Below are 17,783 nucleotides of genomic sequence, written 5' to 3' on the forward strand. Positions count from 1 at the left end.
CCGTATACTTCTTATCAAATCCAACCAACTCATTTGAGTCAGTAGCGAGGGGTGATGCTCACCCAATGATGAGCATCCAAACAACATCGTCTTACAGGTCGAGTAGTAGACGAGTCGGGTCTTCTAGGAAGTCTTTAATAGCAACCAAGAAGCCAACAGACTCACGACCATCGATAATACGGTGGTCATAAGAGAGTGCTAGGTACATCATAGGCAGGATTTCAACCTGACCATTCACTGCCATTGGGCGATCTTTGATAGCATGCATGCCTAAAATCGCACTTTGTGGCAGGTTCAAAATTGGCGTCGACATTAGTGAGCCAAATACGCCACCGTTAGTCACAGTGAAGTTACCGCCAGTCATGTCGTCAACAGTCAGTTTACCGCCACGGCCTTTAAGTGCTAATTCACGTACGTTACGCTCGATATCAGCAAGGCTCATCGTGTCGGTATCACGCAGTACAGGAGTCACTAGACCACGCGGTGTTGAAACGGCAATGCTTACGTCAAAGTAGTTATGATAAACAAGATCATCACCATCAATTGATGCATTCACTTCAGGGTAACGTTTTAGTGCTTCAGTCACGGCTTTGACATAGAAAGACATGAAACCTAAACGGATGCCATGACGCTTTTCAAACACTTCTTGATACTGCTTACGAATGTCCATGATAGGTTTCATGTTCACTTCGTTAAAAGTGGTCAGCATCGCTGTTGAATTTTTAGCCTCAAGCAAACGGTTAGCAATTGTTTTACGTAGACGTGTCATAGGGACACGTTTTTGGCTACGCTCAGCTAATGGCTCAACGGCTGCAGGTGCAGCTTTGGCAGCAGCTGCAGGCGCGGCTTTAACGAAAGCTTCAACGTCTTCTTTAGTGATTCGTCCACCTACACCAGTACCTTTGATTTGCGCGGCATCAACATTGTGCTCGGCAATCAGGCGGCGTACAGATGGGCTTAGCGCATCGTTAGATTCGTCAGTGGCTTCAGCAGCTGGGCTTGCCGCTTCTGCTTCAGCTTTAGTCACTTCTTGACCTGCTACAGCGCCAGCAACAAACTTAGCAATCACGGCTTCTGCAAGCACGGTATCGCCTTCTTCGGCTAGAAACTCAGTAATTGAACCATCTTCTGGTGCAACCACTTCTAAAACCACTTTATCTGTTTCGATATCAACTAGGTTTTGATCACGTGAAACTTGTTCGCCAGCTTGAACGTGCCATGTGGCAATTGTTGCATCAGCAACTGATTCCGGCAGTACGGGTACCTTGATTTCGATACTCATGGATCACTATCCTTTTTATAAATTGTCTATTACTACAGTTTTAATGCGCTATTAATCAATGCTTCTTGCTGCTTGGCGTGCAACGCTGGATAACCACATGCAGGTGCCGCAGAGGCTTCACGACCGGCATAAGTTAAGGTTGCGCCATTAGGAATCGCCGTCCAGAAATGATGCTGGCTACAGTACCATGCACCCTGGTTTTGTGGCTCTTCTTGACACCAAACGAAATCGTTTACGTGTTGGTAGTCAGCAAGCACTTTTTCCATATCCTCATGGGGGAATGGATACAGCTGCTCTACTCTAACTAATGCAACGTTGTCCGCTTTCTCTTTGCGACGTTTTTCAAGCAATTCGAAGTAAACCTTACCGCTACAGAACACCACGCGATCAACTTTGCTGGTATCGATATCATCGGTTTCAGCAATCACGTTTTGGAATGTACCTTCGGCGAGCTCTTCTAAACTCGATACCGCTAGTGGATGACGCAGCAAAGACTTAGGTGACATGACGACAAGTGGACGACGCATTGGGCGCACGACCTGACGACGTAACATGTGATATACCTGAGCCGGAGTTGACGGAACACAGACTTGCATATTGTGGTTTGCACACAACTGTAAGAAGCGCTCTAAACGTGCACTCGAGTGCTCAGGACCCTGCCCTTCATAGCCATGGGGTAACAACATGGTTAGACCACACAAGCGGCCCCACTTTTGCTCACCACTTGATAAGAACTGGTCAATCACCACTTGGGCACAGTTAGCGAAGTCACCAAATTGCGCTTCCCAAATTGTTAAGCCACTTGGTTCAGCGGTCGCATAACCATATTCGAATGCCAATACCGATGCTTCAGACAAGACTGAATCAGAGATATCAATCGGTCCTTGCTCATCAGCAATGTGGCGCAGTGGTAGATAGGCTGTCGCGTCATTTTGATTGTGTAGTACCGCATGACGGTGGAAGAATGTACCCCTTCCAGAGTCTTGGCCAGTAATACGCACGCGTTTGTTGTCTTCAAGGATAGAAGCATAAGCTAAGGTTTCAGCGAAACCCCAGTCCAATAGTTTTTCGCCATTGGCCATCAAAACGCGGTCTTTGTAGATTTTAGCGACACGAGATTGCAGTTTATGCCCTTCTGGTACATCACTAATCTTGTTAGCAAGATTTTGTAAACGTGCCATTGGCATCTGCGCATTGTAGCCGTCATCCCACTCTTTATTGATATAGGGTGACCAATCGACAGAATGCAGTGTCATTGGGCGCCACTCTCTGACCACACAATCGCCGTGATCTAATGCATCACGATAATCGTTAATCATGGAGGTGACTTCATCTGCTGCCAGCGTTGATTCTGCAATCAGGCGATCAGCATAAATCTTACGTGGCGTTGGGTGTTTTTTGATTTTGGCATACATTAGCGGCTGAGTAGCGCTAGGCTCATCAGCTTCGTTATGGCCATGACGGCGATAACAAACCAAATCAATCACAACATCACGTTTAAATTCATTACGATAATCAACAGCTAGCTGAGCAACAAATGCCACAGCTTCAGGATCATCAGAATTAACATGGAAGATAGGTGCCTGAACCATTTTCGCGATATCAGTACAGTACTCTGTTGAACGTACGTCTTCGGTTAAGTTAGTGGTAAAACCAACTTGGTTGTTAACCACAATGCGAATACTGCCGCCGACTTTAAATGCGCGCGTTTGAGACATGTTAAATGTCTCTTGCACAATACCTTGACCGGTAATAGCACTATCACCATGAATGGTAATTGGCATTACCTGCAAACCGGTATCACAACCGCGGCGATCTAGACGAGCCCGAACAGAGCCCATAACCACAGGGTTAACGATTTCAAGATGCGATGGGTTAAAGGCTAGCGCTAGATGAACATTGCCACCTGGCGTTTCAAAATCGGATGAGAAACCTTGGTGATATTTCACATCACCAGAGCCGAGCGCGTCATTGTGTTTGCCAGCAAACTCGTCGAACAACTCTTGAGGCTTTTTACCTAAAATGTTGATCAGCAAGTTAAGACGACCACGGTGAGCCATACCGACGACCATCTCTTTGGTACCCGCTTGGCCACCGCGATAGATAATCTCACGCATCATTGGTACCAACGCATCACCACCTTCAAGTGAGAAACGCTTAGCACCAGGGAACTTAGCACCAAGGTATTTTTCCATACCTTCGGCTGCATTGAGTCCTTCTAAAATGCGGGTTTTAATGGGTTTATCGTAATTCGCTCTACCTAAGGACGGCTCCAAACGTTGTTGAATCCAACGTTTCTCTTCGGTATCGGTAATGTGCATGTATTCCGCACCAATCGAGCCACAATATGTGGCCTTAAGTGCCTTAACAAGATCACGTAGCTGCATGGTTTCGCCACCATGCGCAAATGAACCTGTATTGAATTCACGCTCCATATCTTCGTCAGTTAACCCATGGAAGGCTGGGTCCAATTCTGATACCGGCTCACGATTCCATAAACCTAGTGGATCCAGATTCGCATTCTGGTGACCACGGAAACGGTGGGCGTTAATCATCTGTAGGACTTTAACTTGTTTAGCATCAACTTCAGGATCCGTCACGCGGGCAGAACCCTTTTGACGGCCTTCAAGAGCTAGACTACGAAAATAGTCTCGTACTTTGGAGTGGGCAGCTTCCGGTACTTCTTTTGACGCACCGTTAGCATAAGGGAGGTTATCAAATACCACCTGCCAGTCTTGTGAAACTGACTGAGGGTCCTCTTGATAGGCTTCATACATCTCTTCTACATAGGTCGAATTCGCACCACTTAGGTGAGACGATTCGAGCCAGGCTTTCATGATGCCTTGGTGCATTTCTATTCCTTTCAAACTTTATACACGTGTTTAGCCAAAGTCTTCAAAATGCAATAGTCGGGCTGCGCCCTGTATTGCAAAATATTTGCCGCCCGAGAGAAGCATATTGATTACCAATACGACACTCTTCTATCCAGAGTCACGGCATTATTGTAGTTCCATTACACAAAAGAGCCACTTCCCCAATTAGAGAAGTGACTCAGCACGAGCTATATGATTATTAAAATTAGCCCGGGATGCTGCATTTATACTGCTCTCTTAAGCAACATAGACTTAATATGTCCAATTGCTTTGGTTGGATTTAGTCCTTTAGGACAGACATCCACACAGTTCATGATACCGTGACAACGGAATACGCTGTAGGCATCATCAAGCTCAGATAAGCGCTCTTCTGTAGCGGTATCGCGGCTATCGATTAGGAATCGATATGCATGCAATAAACCACTTGGTCCAATAAACTTATCTGGGTTCCACCAGAATGATGGACAAGCTGTAGAACAACATGCGCACATAATACACTCATACAAACCATCTAAGTGTGCACGTTCTTCAGGTGATTGCAGATGTTCACGCGCAGGTGTTTTATCATCGTTAATCAAATACGGCTTAATCTTCTCATACTGCTTGTAGAACTGAGTTAAATCTACAATCAAGTCACGTACAACTGGCATGCCTGGCAATGGACGTACTTCAAGCTTCTTGCCCTTGAAGGTCGAAATTGGCGTAATACAAGCCAAACCATTTTTACCATTCATGTTGACACCATCACTACCACAAACACCTTCACGGCATGAGCGACGGAATGCCAAAGTTGGATCTTGCTCTTTAAGCAACATCAGCACGTCCAGCACCATCATATCGGTACCTTCGGCAACTTCCAACGTATAATCCTTCATGTAAGGCTTTGTGTCTACATCAGGATTATAGCGATAAACTGCTATCTTCAAATTCATCTCAAATTCCTTAGTAGGTACGCTTCTTCGGTGGGAATGCTTCACGAAGCTTAGGCTCCATGTTCACCGCTCGGCGTGACATCTCTTCAGTCGCTGGGTCAAACAGGCTGTGACACAACCAGTTATCATCATCACGCTCAAGGTAATCTTCACGAGAATGCGCACCGCGACTTTCTGTACGGAAATTCGCTGCGTATGCTGTCGCAATAGCCGTCGCCATTAAGTTATCTAACTCTAAGCATTCAATACGTTGAGTATTAAACTCAGTTGAGTTGTCTGATAGCTTGGCATTAGCTAATCGATCACGAATCGCTTTAAGCTCTTTTAGACCTTCTGCCATTGCATCGCCACTACGGAATACCGAGAAGTTAAGCTGCATACAAAGTTGCAAATCTTTACGAATTTGTGCTGGGTCTTCTCCGTCTTTGTTGCTTTCCCAACGGTTAAGTCGCGCTAAAGACTGCGCAATATCAGCATCAGTTGCATCTTTTGGTGTTGCCGTCGCATCAAGGGCTTTGCCTAAATGCTGACCTGCTGCACGACCAAATACCACTAAATCAAGCAGTGAGTTACCACCAAGGCGGTTCGCACCGTGCACTGATACGCAGGCAATCTCACCAACAGCAAATAAGCCAACAACATCTTCTTCGCCGCCATCTGCGTTTTGGCGAACAACTTGTCCACTCACTTTAGCAGGTAGACCACCCATCATGTAATGACACGTTGGTAGTACAGGAATTGGGCCATCAGCTGGATCAATATGCGCAAAGGTACGTGATAGTTCACAAACACCTGGAAGACGTGCTTCTAGTGTTTCTTTACCTAAGTGATCCAGTTTAAGTAAACAGTGAGGACCTAATGGGCCATCTAAACCACGACCTTCACGGATCTCTGTCATCATTGAACGAGCAACGACGTCACGAGAGGCTAAGTCTTTGGCATTAGGTGCATAACGCTCCATGAAACGCTCGCCGTCTTTATTGAGTAGATATCCACCCTCACCACGACAACCTTCAGTGACCAGCACACCTGCACCGGCGATACCGGTTGGGTGGAACTGCCACATTTCCATATCTTGCATTTGTACACCCGCGCGCATTGCCATACCCACGCCGTCACCGGTGTTAATGTGAGCATTGGTCGTTGACGCATAGATACGTCCTGCACCGCCTGTCGCTAAGATAGTGGCTTTAGCTTTGAAATAAACGATTTCACCGGTTTCAATTTCGATGGCAGTACAACCAACAATGGCACCGTCTTCGTTCTTGACTAGGTCTAACGCATACCACTCAGAGAAAACCTCTGTTTTGTGCTTTACGTTTTGTTGGTACAAGCAATGAAGCAGTGCGTGACCGGTACGGTCCGCTGCCGCTGCAGTACGTGCAGCTTGCTCGCCACCAAAATTCTTTGACTGACCACCGAAAGGACGCTGATAAATTTTACCGTTTTCAAAACGAGAGAAAGGTAAACCCATTTGCTCAAGTTCGATAATCGCTTCAGGTCCTGTTTTACACATGAACTCAATCGCTTCTTGGTCACCAATAAAATCAGAGCCTTTAACGGTATCGTACATGTGTTGTTCCCAGTGATCTTCGTGCGCGTTACCTAACGCAACGGTGATACCACCCTGCGCAGATACCGTGTGCGAACGAGTTGGGAAAACTTTTGATAAAAGCGCGCAGCTTTTACCTTCTTTTGAAATCTGTAATGCGGCACGCATACCGGCGCCACCAGCACCAATAACTACTGCATCAAATTCGCGTACTGGAATACTCACTTAGACACCCCACACAATTGTAATGCCCGCTGCTAGGTAAGCAAAAGCGGTAACGACGAAAACAAACAGGAGTACACCACGTAGGGCTAGCGGCTTAACGTAATCTGTTAGCACTTGCCAGATACCGATCCAAGCGTGAACTAGAATCGCAACCAATGCGAGTAGTGTAAACACTTTCATAGGCAGCGTGCTGAATAAACCGTGCCAAGCGTCATAGGTGAGAGGAGAACTAGTTGCGATAAAACCCACTAAGAAAATGGTGTAGAGGGTTAAGATTACAGCACTAGCGCGTATAAGAATAAAATCATGAACACCACTGCGTCCAAGACTGGCTGCATTTGTTACCATACCCAAACCCCCGCAATGATAGATAGTGCTGCCGCAATAACAAATGCGACCTTCGCTGAAGCATTTCCTGACTCAAGTTCTTCCCAGAAGCCAGCATCCATCGCAAGATGGCGTAAGCCAACTACAAGGTGATAACCAAGCGCGGTAAGAATTGCCCAGACAATGAACTTAACGATGACATTATCGAACAGGGATTGAATGCCTGCGAAACTCTCTGCTGATGCGAGTGATTCACTCAACAACCAGATAAGAATGCCGACGGCAAACAGCATGATGACACCGGATATACGGTGAAGAATTGACGCAATCGCAGTCGCTGGAAAGCGAATGGTCTGCAGATCTAAATGGACAGGTCTTTGCTTTTTCACGTTCTGCTCACTCTGCTCCATTGAGCATTATTTTTGTTATTTGAACCTCTTTTGTTCAAAATTTGCACATCAGTTTGGCTAATATACAAACTCGCCACAAAAGAAAAGTTTAAACAAACAGTTAATCAATTAAGAAACGACTAATTCAGCATGTAAAAAAGTGGTAACTGAATTGAAATGTTTGTAGCTCCTAAGAGCCGAAGCAAGTATACGCCCGGCAAATGTCAAATACAAACATCACATTATGCAAATTTTGTTTTTTTGGTAAAAAAATCTGCCAACATGCTGTTCTGGCAAGGGGTTTGGTCAATTTAAGACCATGGTCTAAGGAATTTAAACGGTTATTTAAATTGAAATGTGATCTAGATTCACTGTAAAGTATGGGCGTTTGATAAGCCGCACTCACATAAGAATGAAGTAAGGAGAACGGGGTATGGCTGATAATATAGCCAAATTGGAACTGCCAGGGAACGACTCGATTGATCTGCCTATCAAAAAGGGAACGGCAGGATTTGATGTCATTGACATCAGTAAACTCGGTAGCAAAGGTCACTTTACCTTTGACCCAGGATTTTTAGCGACAGCTTCTTGCGAATCTGCAATCACCTACATTGATGGCGCCCAAGGTATTCTTACCCACCGCGGTTACCCTATCGGTGAACTAGCTGTTGAATCTGATTACTTAGATCTTTGTTATCTACTGCTTTACGGAGAGTTGCCAAACAAGGCACAGTACGACGAGTTCGTACACACCGTAAAAACTCACACTATGGTGAACGAACAGCTAGCAACCTTCTTCAAAGGTTTCCGCCGTGACGCTCACCCAATGGCCATGCTATGTGGTGTGACTGGTGCACTTTCAGCGTTCTATCAAGACTCGCTAGATGTTAATGATGAGCGTCACCGCGAAATTGCAGCATTCCGCTTAGTGTCTAAAATGCCGACTATTGCAGCTATGTGCTACAAGTACTCAATTGGCCAGCCATTTGTTTATCCACGTAACGACTTAAGCTACGCGGGTAACTTCCTAAGCATGATGTTTGCAGTGCCTTGTGAAGAGTACAAAGTAAATCCAATCGTTGAGCGCGCCATGGATCGTATCTTCATCTTGCATGCTGATCACGAACAAAACGCATCAACTTCTACCGTACGTTTATCAGGTTCTTCTGGTGCTAACCCATTTGCATGTATTGCAGCGGGTATCGCGTCACTATGGGGCCCTGCTCACGGTGGTGCTAACGAAGCTTGTTTGAACATGCTTGAAGAGATTGGCAGTGTCGATCGTATTCCTGAGTTCATTGCACGTGCAAAAGATAAAGAAGATCCATTCCGTCTAATGGGCTTTGGACACCGTGTTTATAAGAACTTCGACCCTCGTGCTAAAGTGATGCGTGAAACGTGTCATGAAGTACTGAGTGAGCTCAAAGTGAATGATCCACTGTTAGATGTGGCGATGGAACTTGAGCGCATTGCACTTGAAGATGAGTACTTTGTGTCTAAGAAACTTTATCCAAACGTCGACTTCTACTCAGGTATCATCATGAAAGCGATTGGCATTCCAACTAGTATGTTCACAGTGCTATTTGCACTAGCTCGTACTGTCGGCTGGATTGCACACTGGAAAGAGATGCTAGACCAACCTGGTCACAAAATTAGCCGTCCACGCCAGCTATACACTGGTGCTGACGACCGCAGTTTTGTACCACTAGATAAGCGCTAATCAATTGCTTATAACGGCTGAGTAGCCAAGCTATCGAGTCGACATAAAGGCACCCTCGGGTGCCTTTTTTATTGGCAGTTAAACGCCATCAATATGCCGATAATGAACAGTTTGGCAATCGCCTATGAACAGTTTGGCAATCGCCTAATTCGCTAGTCGCAGTTTAGTTCCATGCTACAAATTATTACGACAACTCATGCTATAGCTCGTGCGGTAAAACATGAGATGAAACGTACAACTAAAAGGTAAATAATTTTTACCATTGGCGCTGCCGCTTTAGACTAAATGCTCAAATATCACCCAAACTCTGCCTGTTTTTCTTGCTCGCGCATAAACCTCAATAAGTCATGCTGATCAACAGCGACACAGTTGCAATGTTTTACGCTGTTCTCTTCGCTGACTGGCAATTGCAGGCAGACAATTATTAGCGATGCCGATTGTACTAGTTATACCAATCAGTATAAGAATTTGATCTACTCAGCGCGCTTTGGGCAAACTAATTCAAGGCGAATGATTGAAACAATGGTTGTTCCCTTGTGAAATTATTCAACGCAGAAGTAGGCAGCCTAAAACGCGCCAGAATGGCGAGTTTTAGCGATTCTGATGCTGTGTTAACGAGCTTAACCGTAGAATAACTATGCTCTTCACTCGTTGCAAACCACATGGATGTGGTGAATGTCATTAATGCAGGAGCATTTAAGGACCTTACCTCAGAACCGCTAAATTCTCGCTGAGTGACTAAATGTTTATACTGATTGGTATTAGTGGCTAATTATAGCGATATTACTCTACTCGACTGATGCCACATTTTAGCCGTGCAGTGGATTCATTTTATCCGCAACCCATCGCGTTGAGTTTACATTGTTAAAATCCTCACAATTTATACATTTTCACTACATTTAGTGAAAAATTAACATTCCCAATGTTGGTATGAACACCTAAACCCTTGTAAAAGTTAACTTTAAAAACATGGCACGCATCATGCTTATCTCTAGTCACTGGACTAATATAATTAAGGTAAGATCACATGGACACTGCGGCTAAATTTAAAATCGCTCTCCCCCTTCTGCTCATCTCTGTATTAAGCGCTTGTGGTAATGAAGAACAGGTTAAAGAGGAAGAGAAGTACGCTATCCCAGTAGAAACCACTACCGTCATACAAGGTGATGTTTCATCTTTCTATAGCACCACCGCCACCTTAGAAGCCCCACAAGAAGCACACGTTGTGACTCGTATCGCCGGTTTAATTGAAAACCTTAATGTTGAAGAAGGCGATCGAGTTAGCAAAGGACAATTATTAGCGGTTATTGATGCTAAACGTCAGAAATATGATTTAGCACGCTCGCAAGCAGAAGTTGAAATCATCGAGCAAGAATTAAATCGCTTGAAAAAAATGAGCAACAAAGAGTTTATCAGTGCCGACAGCATGGCCAAACTTGAATACAACCTACAAGCGGCAATTGCCAAACGCGATTTAGCAGCACTACATGTTGAAGAAAGTATGGTGCGCTCCCCCATCGATGGCGTCGTGGCGACTCGGTTTGTTAAAGCGGGCAATATGGCCAAAGAGTTTGAGCAACTATTTTATGTTGTTAATCAAGATGAGCTCTACGGAATTGTTCATCTACCCGAAGCTCAACTTTCTAGTTTGCGCCTTGGACAAGACGCGCAGCTTTTTGCCAACAAGCATACCGATCAGGTGGTTCACGCTAAAGTGCTGCGTGTCAGCCCAGTAGTAGATGCGAACAGCGGCACCTTTAAGGTCACGCTTTCTGTACCCAATGAGCAAGCAAAATTAAAAGCGGGTATGTTCACCCGAGTCGAGCTGCGCTATGACACCCACAGCGATGTGATCACCGTGCCGTACAATGCGGTTATTAACCAAGATAACCAATACGCGCTGTATGTCGTAGAGGGCGAAAACGCCGCCAGACGCGAAGTAACCTTAGGTTACCGTGAAGCAGAAACGGTTGAAGTGGTATCAGGTATTAACGCTGGTGAACAAATAGTGGTTCGCGGTCAGCAAAACTTGAAGGATCAATCGTTAGTTGAGGTGATTGGCGGCAGCCAAATCGCTACAGCTAAACAATAGCAGGGAGTCGCTAATGTCAATCATAAACACATCTGTGAAACGTCCCATTTCGGTGTGGATGTTTATGTTAGCCATCATTTTATTCGGTATGGTTGGCTTTAGCCGTCTGGCAGTTAAGCTACTGCCCGATCTCAGCTATCCAACCATTACTATCCGTACTCAATACATCGGCGCTGCGCCCGTTGAGGTAGAACAATTGGTGTCAAAGCCAATAGAGGAAGCGGTCGGTATCGTCAAAGGCTTGCGTAAAATTAGCTCCATTTCCCGCTCTGGTATGTCAGATGTTGTGCTTGAGTTTGAATGGGGCACTGAAATGGACATGGCGAGCCTTGATGTACGAGAAAAACTCGACACCATCGAACTCCCTTTGGATGTAAAAAAGCCCCTGCTATTACGCTTTAATCCTAATCTTGACCCGATTGTACGTTTAGCTTTGTCAGTACCTGATGCTTCTAGCGCTGAATTAAAACAGATGCGAACCTATGCAGAGGAAGAGTTAAAGCGCAATCTTGAATCGCTCACTGGCGTGGCCGCCGTCCGTCTATCCGGTGGTCTAGAGCGGGAAGTTCATATTCAGCTCAATCAAAACAAGCTGAGTCAACTCAACCTAAACGCAGAAAACATCCGCAATCGTATTGCAGAAGAAAATATTAACCTGTCAGCGGGTAAAGTTGTTCAGGGTGATAGAGAGTACTTAGTTAGGACACTCAATCAATTCAACTCTTTAGATGAGTTAGGACAAATCATCATCTATCGTGATGATCAAACCTTAGTGCGCTTATTCGAGGTTGCTACCATCACTGACGCCCATAAAGAGCGCAATGATATTACCCGTATTGGCTCGCAAGAGTCGATTGAGCTAGCCATCTATAAAGAAGGCGATGCTAATACGGTCGCAGTAGCCCGCAAAGTCACCGCAGAACTGGCTAATCTCAATGCCAAAAGCGAAAAAGCGCAACTTGAAGTCATTTATGACCAATCGGAATTTATTGAAAGTGCTGTAAAAGAGGTCACCTCAGCCGCATTGATCGGTAGCTTACTGGCTATGTTAGTTATCTATCTATTTTTGCGAGATATTATTCCAACGCTGATCATCTCGATATCGATTCCGTTTTCTGTTATCGCCACTTTCAACATGATGTATTTTGCTGGCATCAGTTTAAATATCATGTCACTAGGCGGTATCGCACTCGCAGTGGGTCTGTTGGTTGATAATGCCATTGTGGTGCTGGAAAATATCGACCGCTGTAAAAAAGCTGGCATGAACAAGCTAGAAGCAGCCGTTACGGGTACCAAAGAAGTGGCTGGCGCTATTTTCGCATCAACATTGACGACCTTAGCGGTATTCATTCCGTTGGTTTTTGTCGATGGTGTCGCCGGTGCGTTGTTTTCAGACCAAGCCTTGACGGTCACCTTTGCACTTTTAGCTTCACTATTTGTCGCATTAACCACCATACCTATGTTGGCCTCCAGAGAAGGCTTTAAGGCACTACCACAGCTAATTAAACCTGAGCCAAAACCGAAGCCGGTTGGCAAAATGGCCAAGATTAAACATTACAGTGCCACAGTGTTTTCTTTCCCGTTTATCGTATTGTTTAGCTATCTCCCGTCGTTATTACTCACAGTGGGTTTGATGATTGGCCGAACCATTGCTTGGGCTGCGGGTATGATCATGCGCCCAATTACCGCGGCATTTAACTGGAGTTACCAGCTATTAGAAAAACTATATCACGGCCTACTTAGCCAAGCGTTACGTCACAAAGTCACCACGATAGCGATTGCAGTAGCCATCACGGCTGGTGCGGGCAGCTTAGTGCCGCGTCTGGGCATGGAGCTTATTCCACCGATGAACCAAGGTGAGTTTTACATGGAAGTTCTACTGCCACCAGGTACCCAAGTCAGCGAAACTGACCGTGTATTGCAAACCTTAGCCTTATCCATCAAAGACCGGGAAGATGTTAAGCACGCATACAGCCAAGCGGGTAGCGGTGGGCTAATGACCTCTGATACCTCGCGCGGTGGTGAAAACTGGGGTCGCTTGCAGGTTGTACTGGCAGACCATCAAGCCTTTAACGCTGTTACTGAAGTACTGCGTACTACCGCGATGCGTATACCTGAGCTAGAAGCCAAAATTCAGCACCCAGAGTTATTTAGCTTCAAGACACCGCTTGAAATTGAAGTGACAGGTTACGATCTACCTTTACTGAAGCAAACGGCTGACGATTTGGTGAATGCCCTGTCTGATTCAGAGCGCTTTGCAGACATCAATACCAGTTTGCGTGATGGTCAGCCAGAGCTCAGCATTCAGTTTGACCATGCCAGACTTGCAGCGTTAGGCATGGATGCGCCGACCGTTGCTAACCGTATCGCGCAGCGAATTGGTGGCACAATTGCCAGTCAATATACGGTTAGGGATCGTAAAATCGATATTTTGGTGCGCAGCGAAGTACAAGAGCGCGATCAAATAAGCGACATAGATTCGATGATCATTAACCCCAATAGCAGCCAGCCTATTCCACTAAGCGCAGTGGCTGATATTTCGCTCGACCTAGGCCCATCTGCCATTAACCGCATTAGCCAGCAGCGCGTAGCTATTGTGTCGGCCAATCTTGCCTATGGCGATCTCAATGAGGCGGTTAAAGAGGCGCGTCAAATCCTTAATATGCAAACGATACCTAGCTCTATTCAGGTACGATTTGGTGGCCAAAATGAAGAGATGGAACATTCATTCCAGTCACTACAAATAGCCCTAGTGTTAGCCGTTTTTCTGGTTTACTTAGTGATGGCTAGCCAATTTGAGTCACTGTTGCACCCATTATTGATTTTGATTGCGGTGCCGATGGCTGTAGGTGGCAGTATTTTAGGGCTGTATATCACCCAAACCCATTTGAGTGTGGTGGTGTTCATCGGTCTTATCATGCTGGCGGGTATTGTGGTCAACAATGCCATTGTGCTTGTCGATCGTATTAACCAATTGCGCCAGCAAGGGGTTGAGAAACTGCTCGCGGTAGAACAAGCGGCTAAGTCGCGCTTACGTCCGATTATTATGACCACCATGACCACGGCGTTGGGCTTGGCGCCTATGGCGCTGGGTCTAGGAGATGGTAGCGAAGTGCGCGCCCCCATGGCAATTACCGTAATTTTCGGTCTCACCTTGGCAACCTTGTTGACACTGGTGGTGATTCCTGTGCTCTACGCGCTGTTTGATCGCAAACAATTCGACACCGACCCTCAGCCAGCATCGACTAGCAAGGAGGCGTTAGTATGAATATAACCCGTCAAGCTTTAAAGCGACCGGTCACCACAAGCATGTTTTTTGTTGCCATCTTGCTGTTTGGCATGGCATCGAGTCGTCTACTGCCATTGGAGATGTTCCCTGGTATTGATATTCCACAGGTATTCATTGAGGTGCCCTATTCCGGCTCAACGCCTGCAGAAGTTGAACGTGATATCACTAATGTGTTGGAAGAGTCGTTAGCAACCATGGGCGGCATTGATGAGCTACGCAGCCGTTCTTCACAAAATGGCGCCGAAATTGAGCTGCGCATGAAGTGGGGACAAAATGTCGCCACTAAAAGCTTAGAAGCGCGGGAGAAAATCGATGCGGTGCGCCACTTGCTACCGAAAGATGTTGAGCGAGTGTTCATTCGTCAGTTCTCAACCGCCGATATGCCCGTGCTCACCATTCGAATATCCAGCGAGCGTGAACTATCCGGCGCCTTTGACCTGCTCGATAAGCAGTTAAAGCAACCATTAGAGCGCGTGGAAGGGGTCTCGCAAGTTGCGCTGTACGGTGTTGAACAAAAGCAGATAGAAATCAGGATTAATGCAGACAAGCTCAGTGCAAGCGGCATTAGCGTGCAAACCCTGCAGCGCCGTTTAGGTCAAGAGAACTTTGTGATTAGTGCTGGCTCACTGCGGTCTGCTAATCAAGTATTGCAAGTCTCTCCTAAAGGCGAATTCCTCGATTTAGATCAGATAGCTCAAGTGGTGCTCGCGCCTGGCATTCGCTTAGGCGACATCGCCAGTGTTAATTTTGCCCTGCCAGAGCGTTTTGAAGGTCGTCACTTAGATCAAAACTACGCCGTGGGATTGGATGTATTTAAAGAATCAGGTGCCAATCTTGTCGATGTGTCAGAGCGCGTGCTAAAAGTGATTGAAGCTGCGAAAGAGGACAAGCAGTTTAATGGCATTAAATTGTATGTCATGGAAGATCAAGCTTACGGGGTTAAGTCTTCTTTGACCGATCTGCTCACCGCAGGATTGATCGGTGCCCTGTTGTCCATTGCGGTTTTGTACTTGTTCATTCGCAACCTAAAAATGACCTTAGTGGTGGTATCTTCAGTACCAATTGCAATTGGTATGACGCTGGCCGCCATGTGCCTACTAGGCTATAGTCTCAACATTCTTTCAATGATGGGCTTGCTGCTTGCCGTGGGTATGCTGATTGATAATGCGGTGGTGGTGTGTGAGAGCGTACTGCAGCAAAAACAGCAACAAAACGTCGATAAGCAATCTCTTGCCGACAACCAAAGCGCAGTGCTAAAAGGGGTTAACAAAGTCGCATTAGCGGTATTAGCCGGCACGCTCACAACCGCTATCGTGTTTTTGCCCAATATCTTTGGTGTGAAAGTTGAAATGACCATCTTCCTTGAGCACGTGGCCATTTCTATCTGTATTTCTCTGGCCGCCTCCCTGCTGGTAGCGAAAACCTTAATCCCGTTAATGCTAAGCCGGATGGATTTTGACTTAGACAAGCAAAACCACACGGGCAAATTGCAACATTACTATCAGCAATCGCTCAACTGGGTGCTTACCCATCCTAAAATCTCTGGAGTGATTGCCATTTTAATGTTGGTATCGACCGCCCTTCCCTTAAGTATGGTCCAGCAGGACCAGCAAGATGGTGCCAGCAATAACCGCTTGTTTATTAACTATCAAGTTGAGGGACGTCATAGCCTAGAGGTCACCGAAGCGATGATTAATCGCATGGAAGATTACCTCTACGCTAATCAAGAAGCGTTTCACATTGAATCGGTATATAGCTTTTACTCTCCAGACCGAGGACAGTCGACGTTAATTTTGCATGAAGATACCGATGTCAATATCAATGAGCTCAAACGCACCATTCGTGAGGGATTTCCTAAGTTTGCAATCGCTAAACCGCAGTTTGGTTGGGGCAGCGAAAACAACGGTATTCGGGTCACCTTAACGGGTCGCTCAACTGCTGAACTTATCAGCTTGAGCGAGCAAGTGCTGCCACTATTAAGTGATATTGAAGGGCTCGCTGATGTGCGCTCTGAGCTTAACGGTGCTCAGCAAGAGGTAGTGATTCAAATTGACCGTCAAATGGCAGCCAGGCTTGACTTAAAACTCAATGAAGTGGCGTCAGCTATCTCAATGGCATTACGAGGCAGTCAATTACGCTCATTTAGACATGATCCCAGCGGCGAGCTACGAATTGAGCTTGCTTATGACCGTCAATGGCGTGATTCGCTGGAACGTTTAAAGCAACTGCCCATAGTGCGACTAGAAAATCGCGTCTATACCTTAGAAAGCCTAGCGACTGTCGCAATTCAGCCTAGATTTGACACCATACGACACTATGATCGCCAAACAGCATTATCTATTGGGGCTAACTTGGACGAAATCACGACCGAAGAAGCACAAAAGCAAATAAGCCTAGTGATGGACGCGATTGAATTCCCACCAGGGTATGACTATTCACTGCGCGGTGGTTTCCAGCGTCAAGATGAAGACCAAGCCATCATGGTGACCAATATGCTGCTGGCCATTGCAATGATTTACATCGTTATGGCAGCCCTGTTTGAGTCACTGTTATTGCCTACTGCTATTATTACCTCAATCTTGTTCTCTATCACCGGGGTATTTTGGGCGCTGCTAGTTACCGGCACACCAATGTCGGTCATGGCGATGATAGGCATACTGATCTTAATGGGGATAGTGGTCAATAATGGCATTGTTTTAGTGGACCAAATCAACCAGAAGACGCCGGACTTGGCGGAGTTAACCCAAGCGGTACATCAAGTATGTATCACTCGGTTGCGTCCTGTGTTGATGACAGTGGGGACCACAGTATTAGGTCTTGTACCACTCGCAATGGGCGACACTCAAATTGGTGGCGGTGGCCCGTCATATTCACCTATGGCGATCGCCATTATCGGTGGACTGACCTTCTCTACGTTAACGAGCTTGTATTTGGTGCCGCTGTGTTATCAAGGCCTGTACCGTATGCGTCACCGAGCGGGCATGAAGCTATCGCAAGCCGATGCAACATCAAGACGTTTGTTACCTTGGGTACATCACTAAGCCACAGACATAACCTTATTCTGCACCACAAAAGAAGCGGCTAAATGCCGCTTTTTTAATG

At 46.0% G+C, this 17,783-nt stretch carries 10 protein-coding genes; 4 read left to right on the plus strand and 6 right to left on the minus strand.

The window, feature by feature from the left end:
* Positions 1–91: 91 nt before the first annotated feature.
* From odhB to sdhC, 6 genes are all read right to left on the minus strand, one after another.
* Entirely contained in the window at positions 92–1,282 is a 1,191-nt protein-coding gene (gene odhB, locus L865_RS0106170; RefSeq protein ID WP_028772430.1) for a 2-oxoglutarate dehydrogenase complex dihydrolipoyllysine-residue succinyltransferase, read from the minus strand.
* 32 nt (positions 1,283–1,314) lie between these two features.
* Positions 1,315–4,134: a 2-oxoglutarate dehydrogenase E1 component gene (sucA, locus tag L865_RS0106175; protein ID WP_028772431.1), complete on the minus strand. Its 2,820-nt coding sequence runs from the start codon at positions 4,132–4,134 to the stop codon at positions 1,315–1,317.
* 245 nt (positions 4,135–4,379) lie between these two features.
* Positions 4,380–5,087, minus strand: a complete 708-nt coding sequence (locus tag L865_RS0106180; protein WP_028772432.1) for a succinate dehydrogenase iron-sulfur subunit — start codon at positions 5,085–5,087, stop codon at positions 4,380–4,382.
* A gap of 10 nt (positions 5,088–5,097) precedes the next feature.
* Complete coding sequence (gene sdhA / locus L865_RS0106185; protein ID WP_028772433.1) at positions 5,098–6,864, minus strand: succinate dehydrogenase flavoprotein subunit; 1,767 nt, start codon at positions 6,862–6,864, stop codon at positions 5,098–5,100.
* The gene (sdhD, locus tag L865_RS0106190) at positions 6,865–7,212 is read right to left on the minus strand and encodes a succinate dehydrogenase, hydrophobic membrane anchor protein (protein WP_028772434.1); all 348 of its coding nucleotides are present in this window, start codon (positions 7,210–7,212) and stop codon (positions 6,865–6,867) included.
* Positions 7,206–7,601: a succinate dehydrogenase cytochrome b556 subunit gene (sdhC, locus tag L865_RS0106195; RefSeq protein WP_028772435.1), complete on the minus strand. Its 396-nt coding sequence runs from the start codon at positions 7,599–7,601 to the stop codon at positions 7,206–7,208. Before sdhC ends, sdhD begins: the two co-directional genes overlap by 7 nt.
* A 412-nt stretch (positions 7,602–8,013) precedes the next feature.
* Between sdhC and L865_RS0106200 the strand changes: the two genes are divergently transcribed.
* The 4 genes from L865_RS0106200 (at position 8,014) to L865_RS0106215 (ending at position 17,722) form a co-directional block, all read left to right on the plus strand.
* Positions 8,014–9,300 carry a citrate synthase gene (locus tag L865_RS0106200; protein ID WP_028772436.1) on the plus strand — a complete coding sequence of 429 codons (1,287 nt, stop codon included), beginning with the start codon at positions 8,014–8,016 and terminating at the stop codon, positions 9,298–9,300.
* A 1,027-nt stretch (positions 9,301–10,327) separates the two neighbouring features.
* Positions 10,328–11,392 (plus strand): efflux RND transporter periplasmic adaptor subunit, encoded by a 1,065-nt coding sequence (locus L865_RS0106205; protein WP_028772437.1) that lies wholly within the window; start codon positions 10,328–10,330, stop codon positions 11,390–11,392.
* A gap of 13 nt (positions 11,393–11,405) precedes the next feature.
* Positions 11,406–14,660 carry an efflux RND transporter permease subunit gene (locus L865_RS0106210; RefSeq protein WP_028772438.1) on the plus strand — a complete coding sequence of 1,085 codons (3,255 nt, stop codon included), beginning with the start codon at positions 11,406–11,408 and terminating at the stop codon, positions 14,658–14,660.
* On the plus strand, positions 14,657–17,722 hold the full coding sequence (locus L865_RS0106215) for an efflux RND transporter permease subunit (RefSeq protein ID WP_028772439.1): 3,066 nt from the start codon (positions 14,657–14,659) through the stop codon (positions 17,720–17,722). The genes L865_RS0106210 and L865_RS0106215 overlap by 4 nt, the downstream gene beginning before the upstream one ends.
* Positions 17,723–17,783 lie beyond the last annotated feature (61 nt).

This window comes from Shewanella waksmanii ATCC BAA-643, from assembly GCF_000518805.1.
In the GTDB taxonomy this organism is placed as follows: Bacteria; Pseudomonadota; Gammaproteobacteria; order Enterobacterales; family Shewanellaceae; genus Shewanella; species Shewanella waksmanii.

Excerpts from the sequence above, each read along its gene's own strand:
- L865_RS0106215 (WP_028772439.1), top strand. The coding sequence starts at position 14,657 with ATGAATATAACCCGTCAAGCTTTAAAGCGACCGGTCACCACAAGCATG.
- L865_RS0106210 (WP_028772438.1), top strand. The coding sequence starts at position 11,406 with ATGTCAATCATAAACACATCTGTGAAACGTCCCATTTCGGTGTGGATG.
- odhB (WP_028772430.1), bottom strand. The coding sequence starts at position 1,282 with ATGAGTATCGAAATCAAGGTACCCGTACTGCCGGAATCAGTTGCTGAT.
- L865_RS0106205 (WP_028772437.1), top strand. The coding sequence starts at position 10,328 with ATGGACACTGCGGCTAAATTTAAAATCGCTCTCCCCCTTCTGCTCATC.
- sucA (WP_028772431.1), bottom strand. The coding sequence starts at position 4,134 with ATGCACCAAGGCATCATGAAAGCCTGGCTCGAATCGTCTCACCTAAGT.
- sdhD (WP_028772434.1), bottom strand. The coding sequence starts at position 7,212 with ATGGTAACAAATGCAGCCAGTCTTGGACGCAGTGGTGTTCATGATTTT.
- L865_RS0106180 (WP_028772432.1), bottom strand. The coding sequence starts at position 5,087 with ATGAATTTGAAGATAGCAGTTTATCGCTATAATCCTGATGTAGACACA.
- L865_RS0106200 (WP_028772436.1), top strand. The coding sequence starts at position 8,014 with ATGGCTGATAATATAGCCAAATTGGAACTGCCAGGGAACGACTCGATT.
- sdhC (WP_028772435.1), bottom strand. The coding sequence starts at position 7,601 with ATGGAGCAGAGTGAGCAGAACGTGAAAAAGCAAAGACCTGTCCATTTA.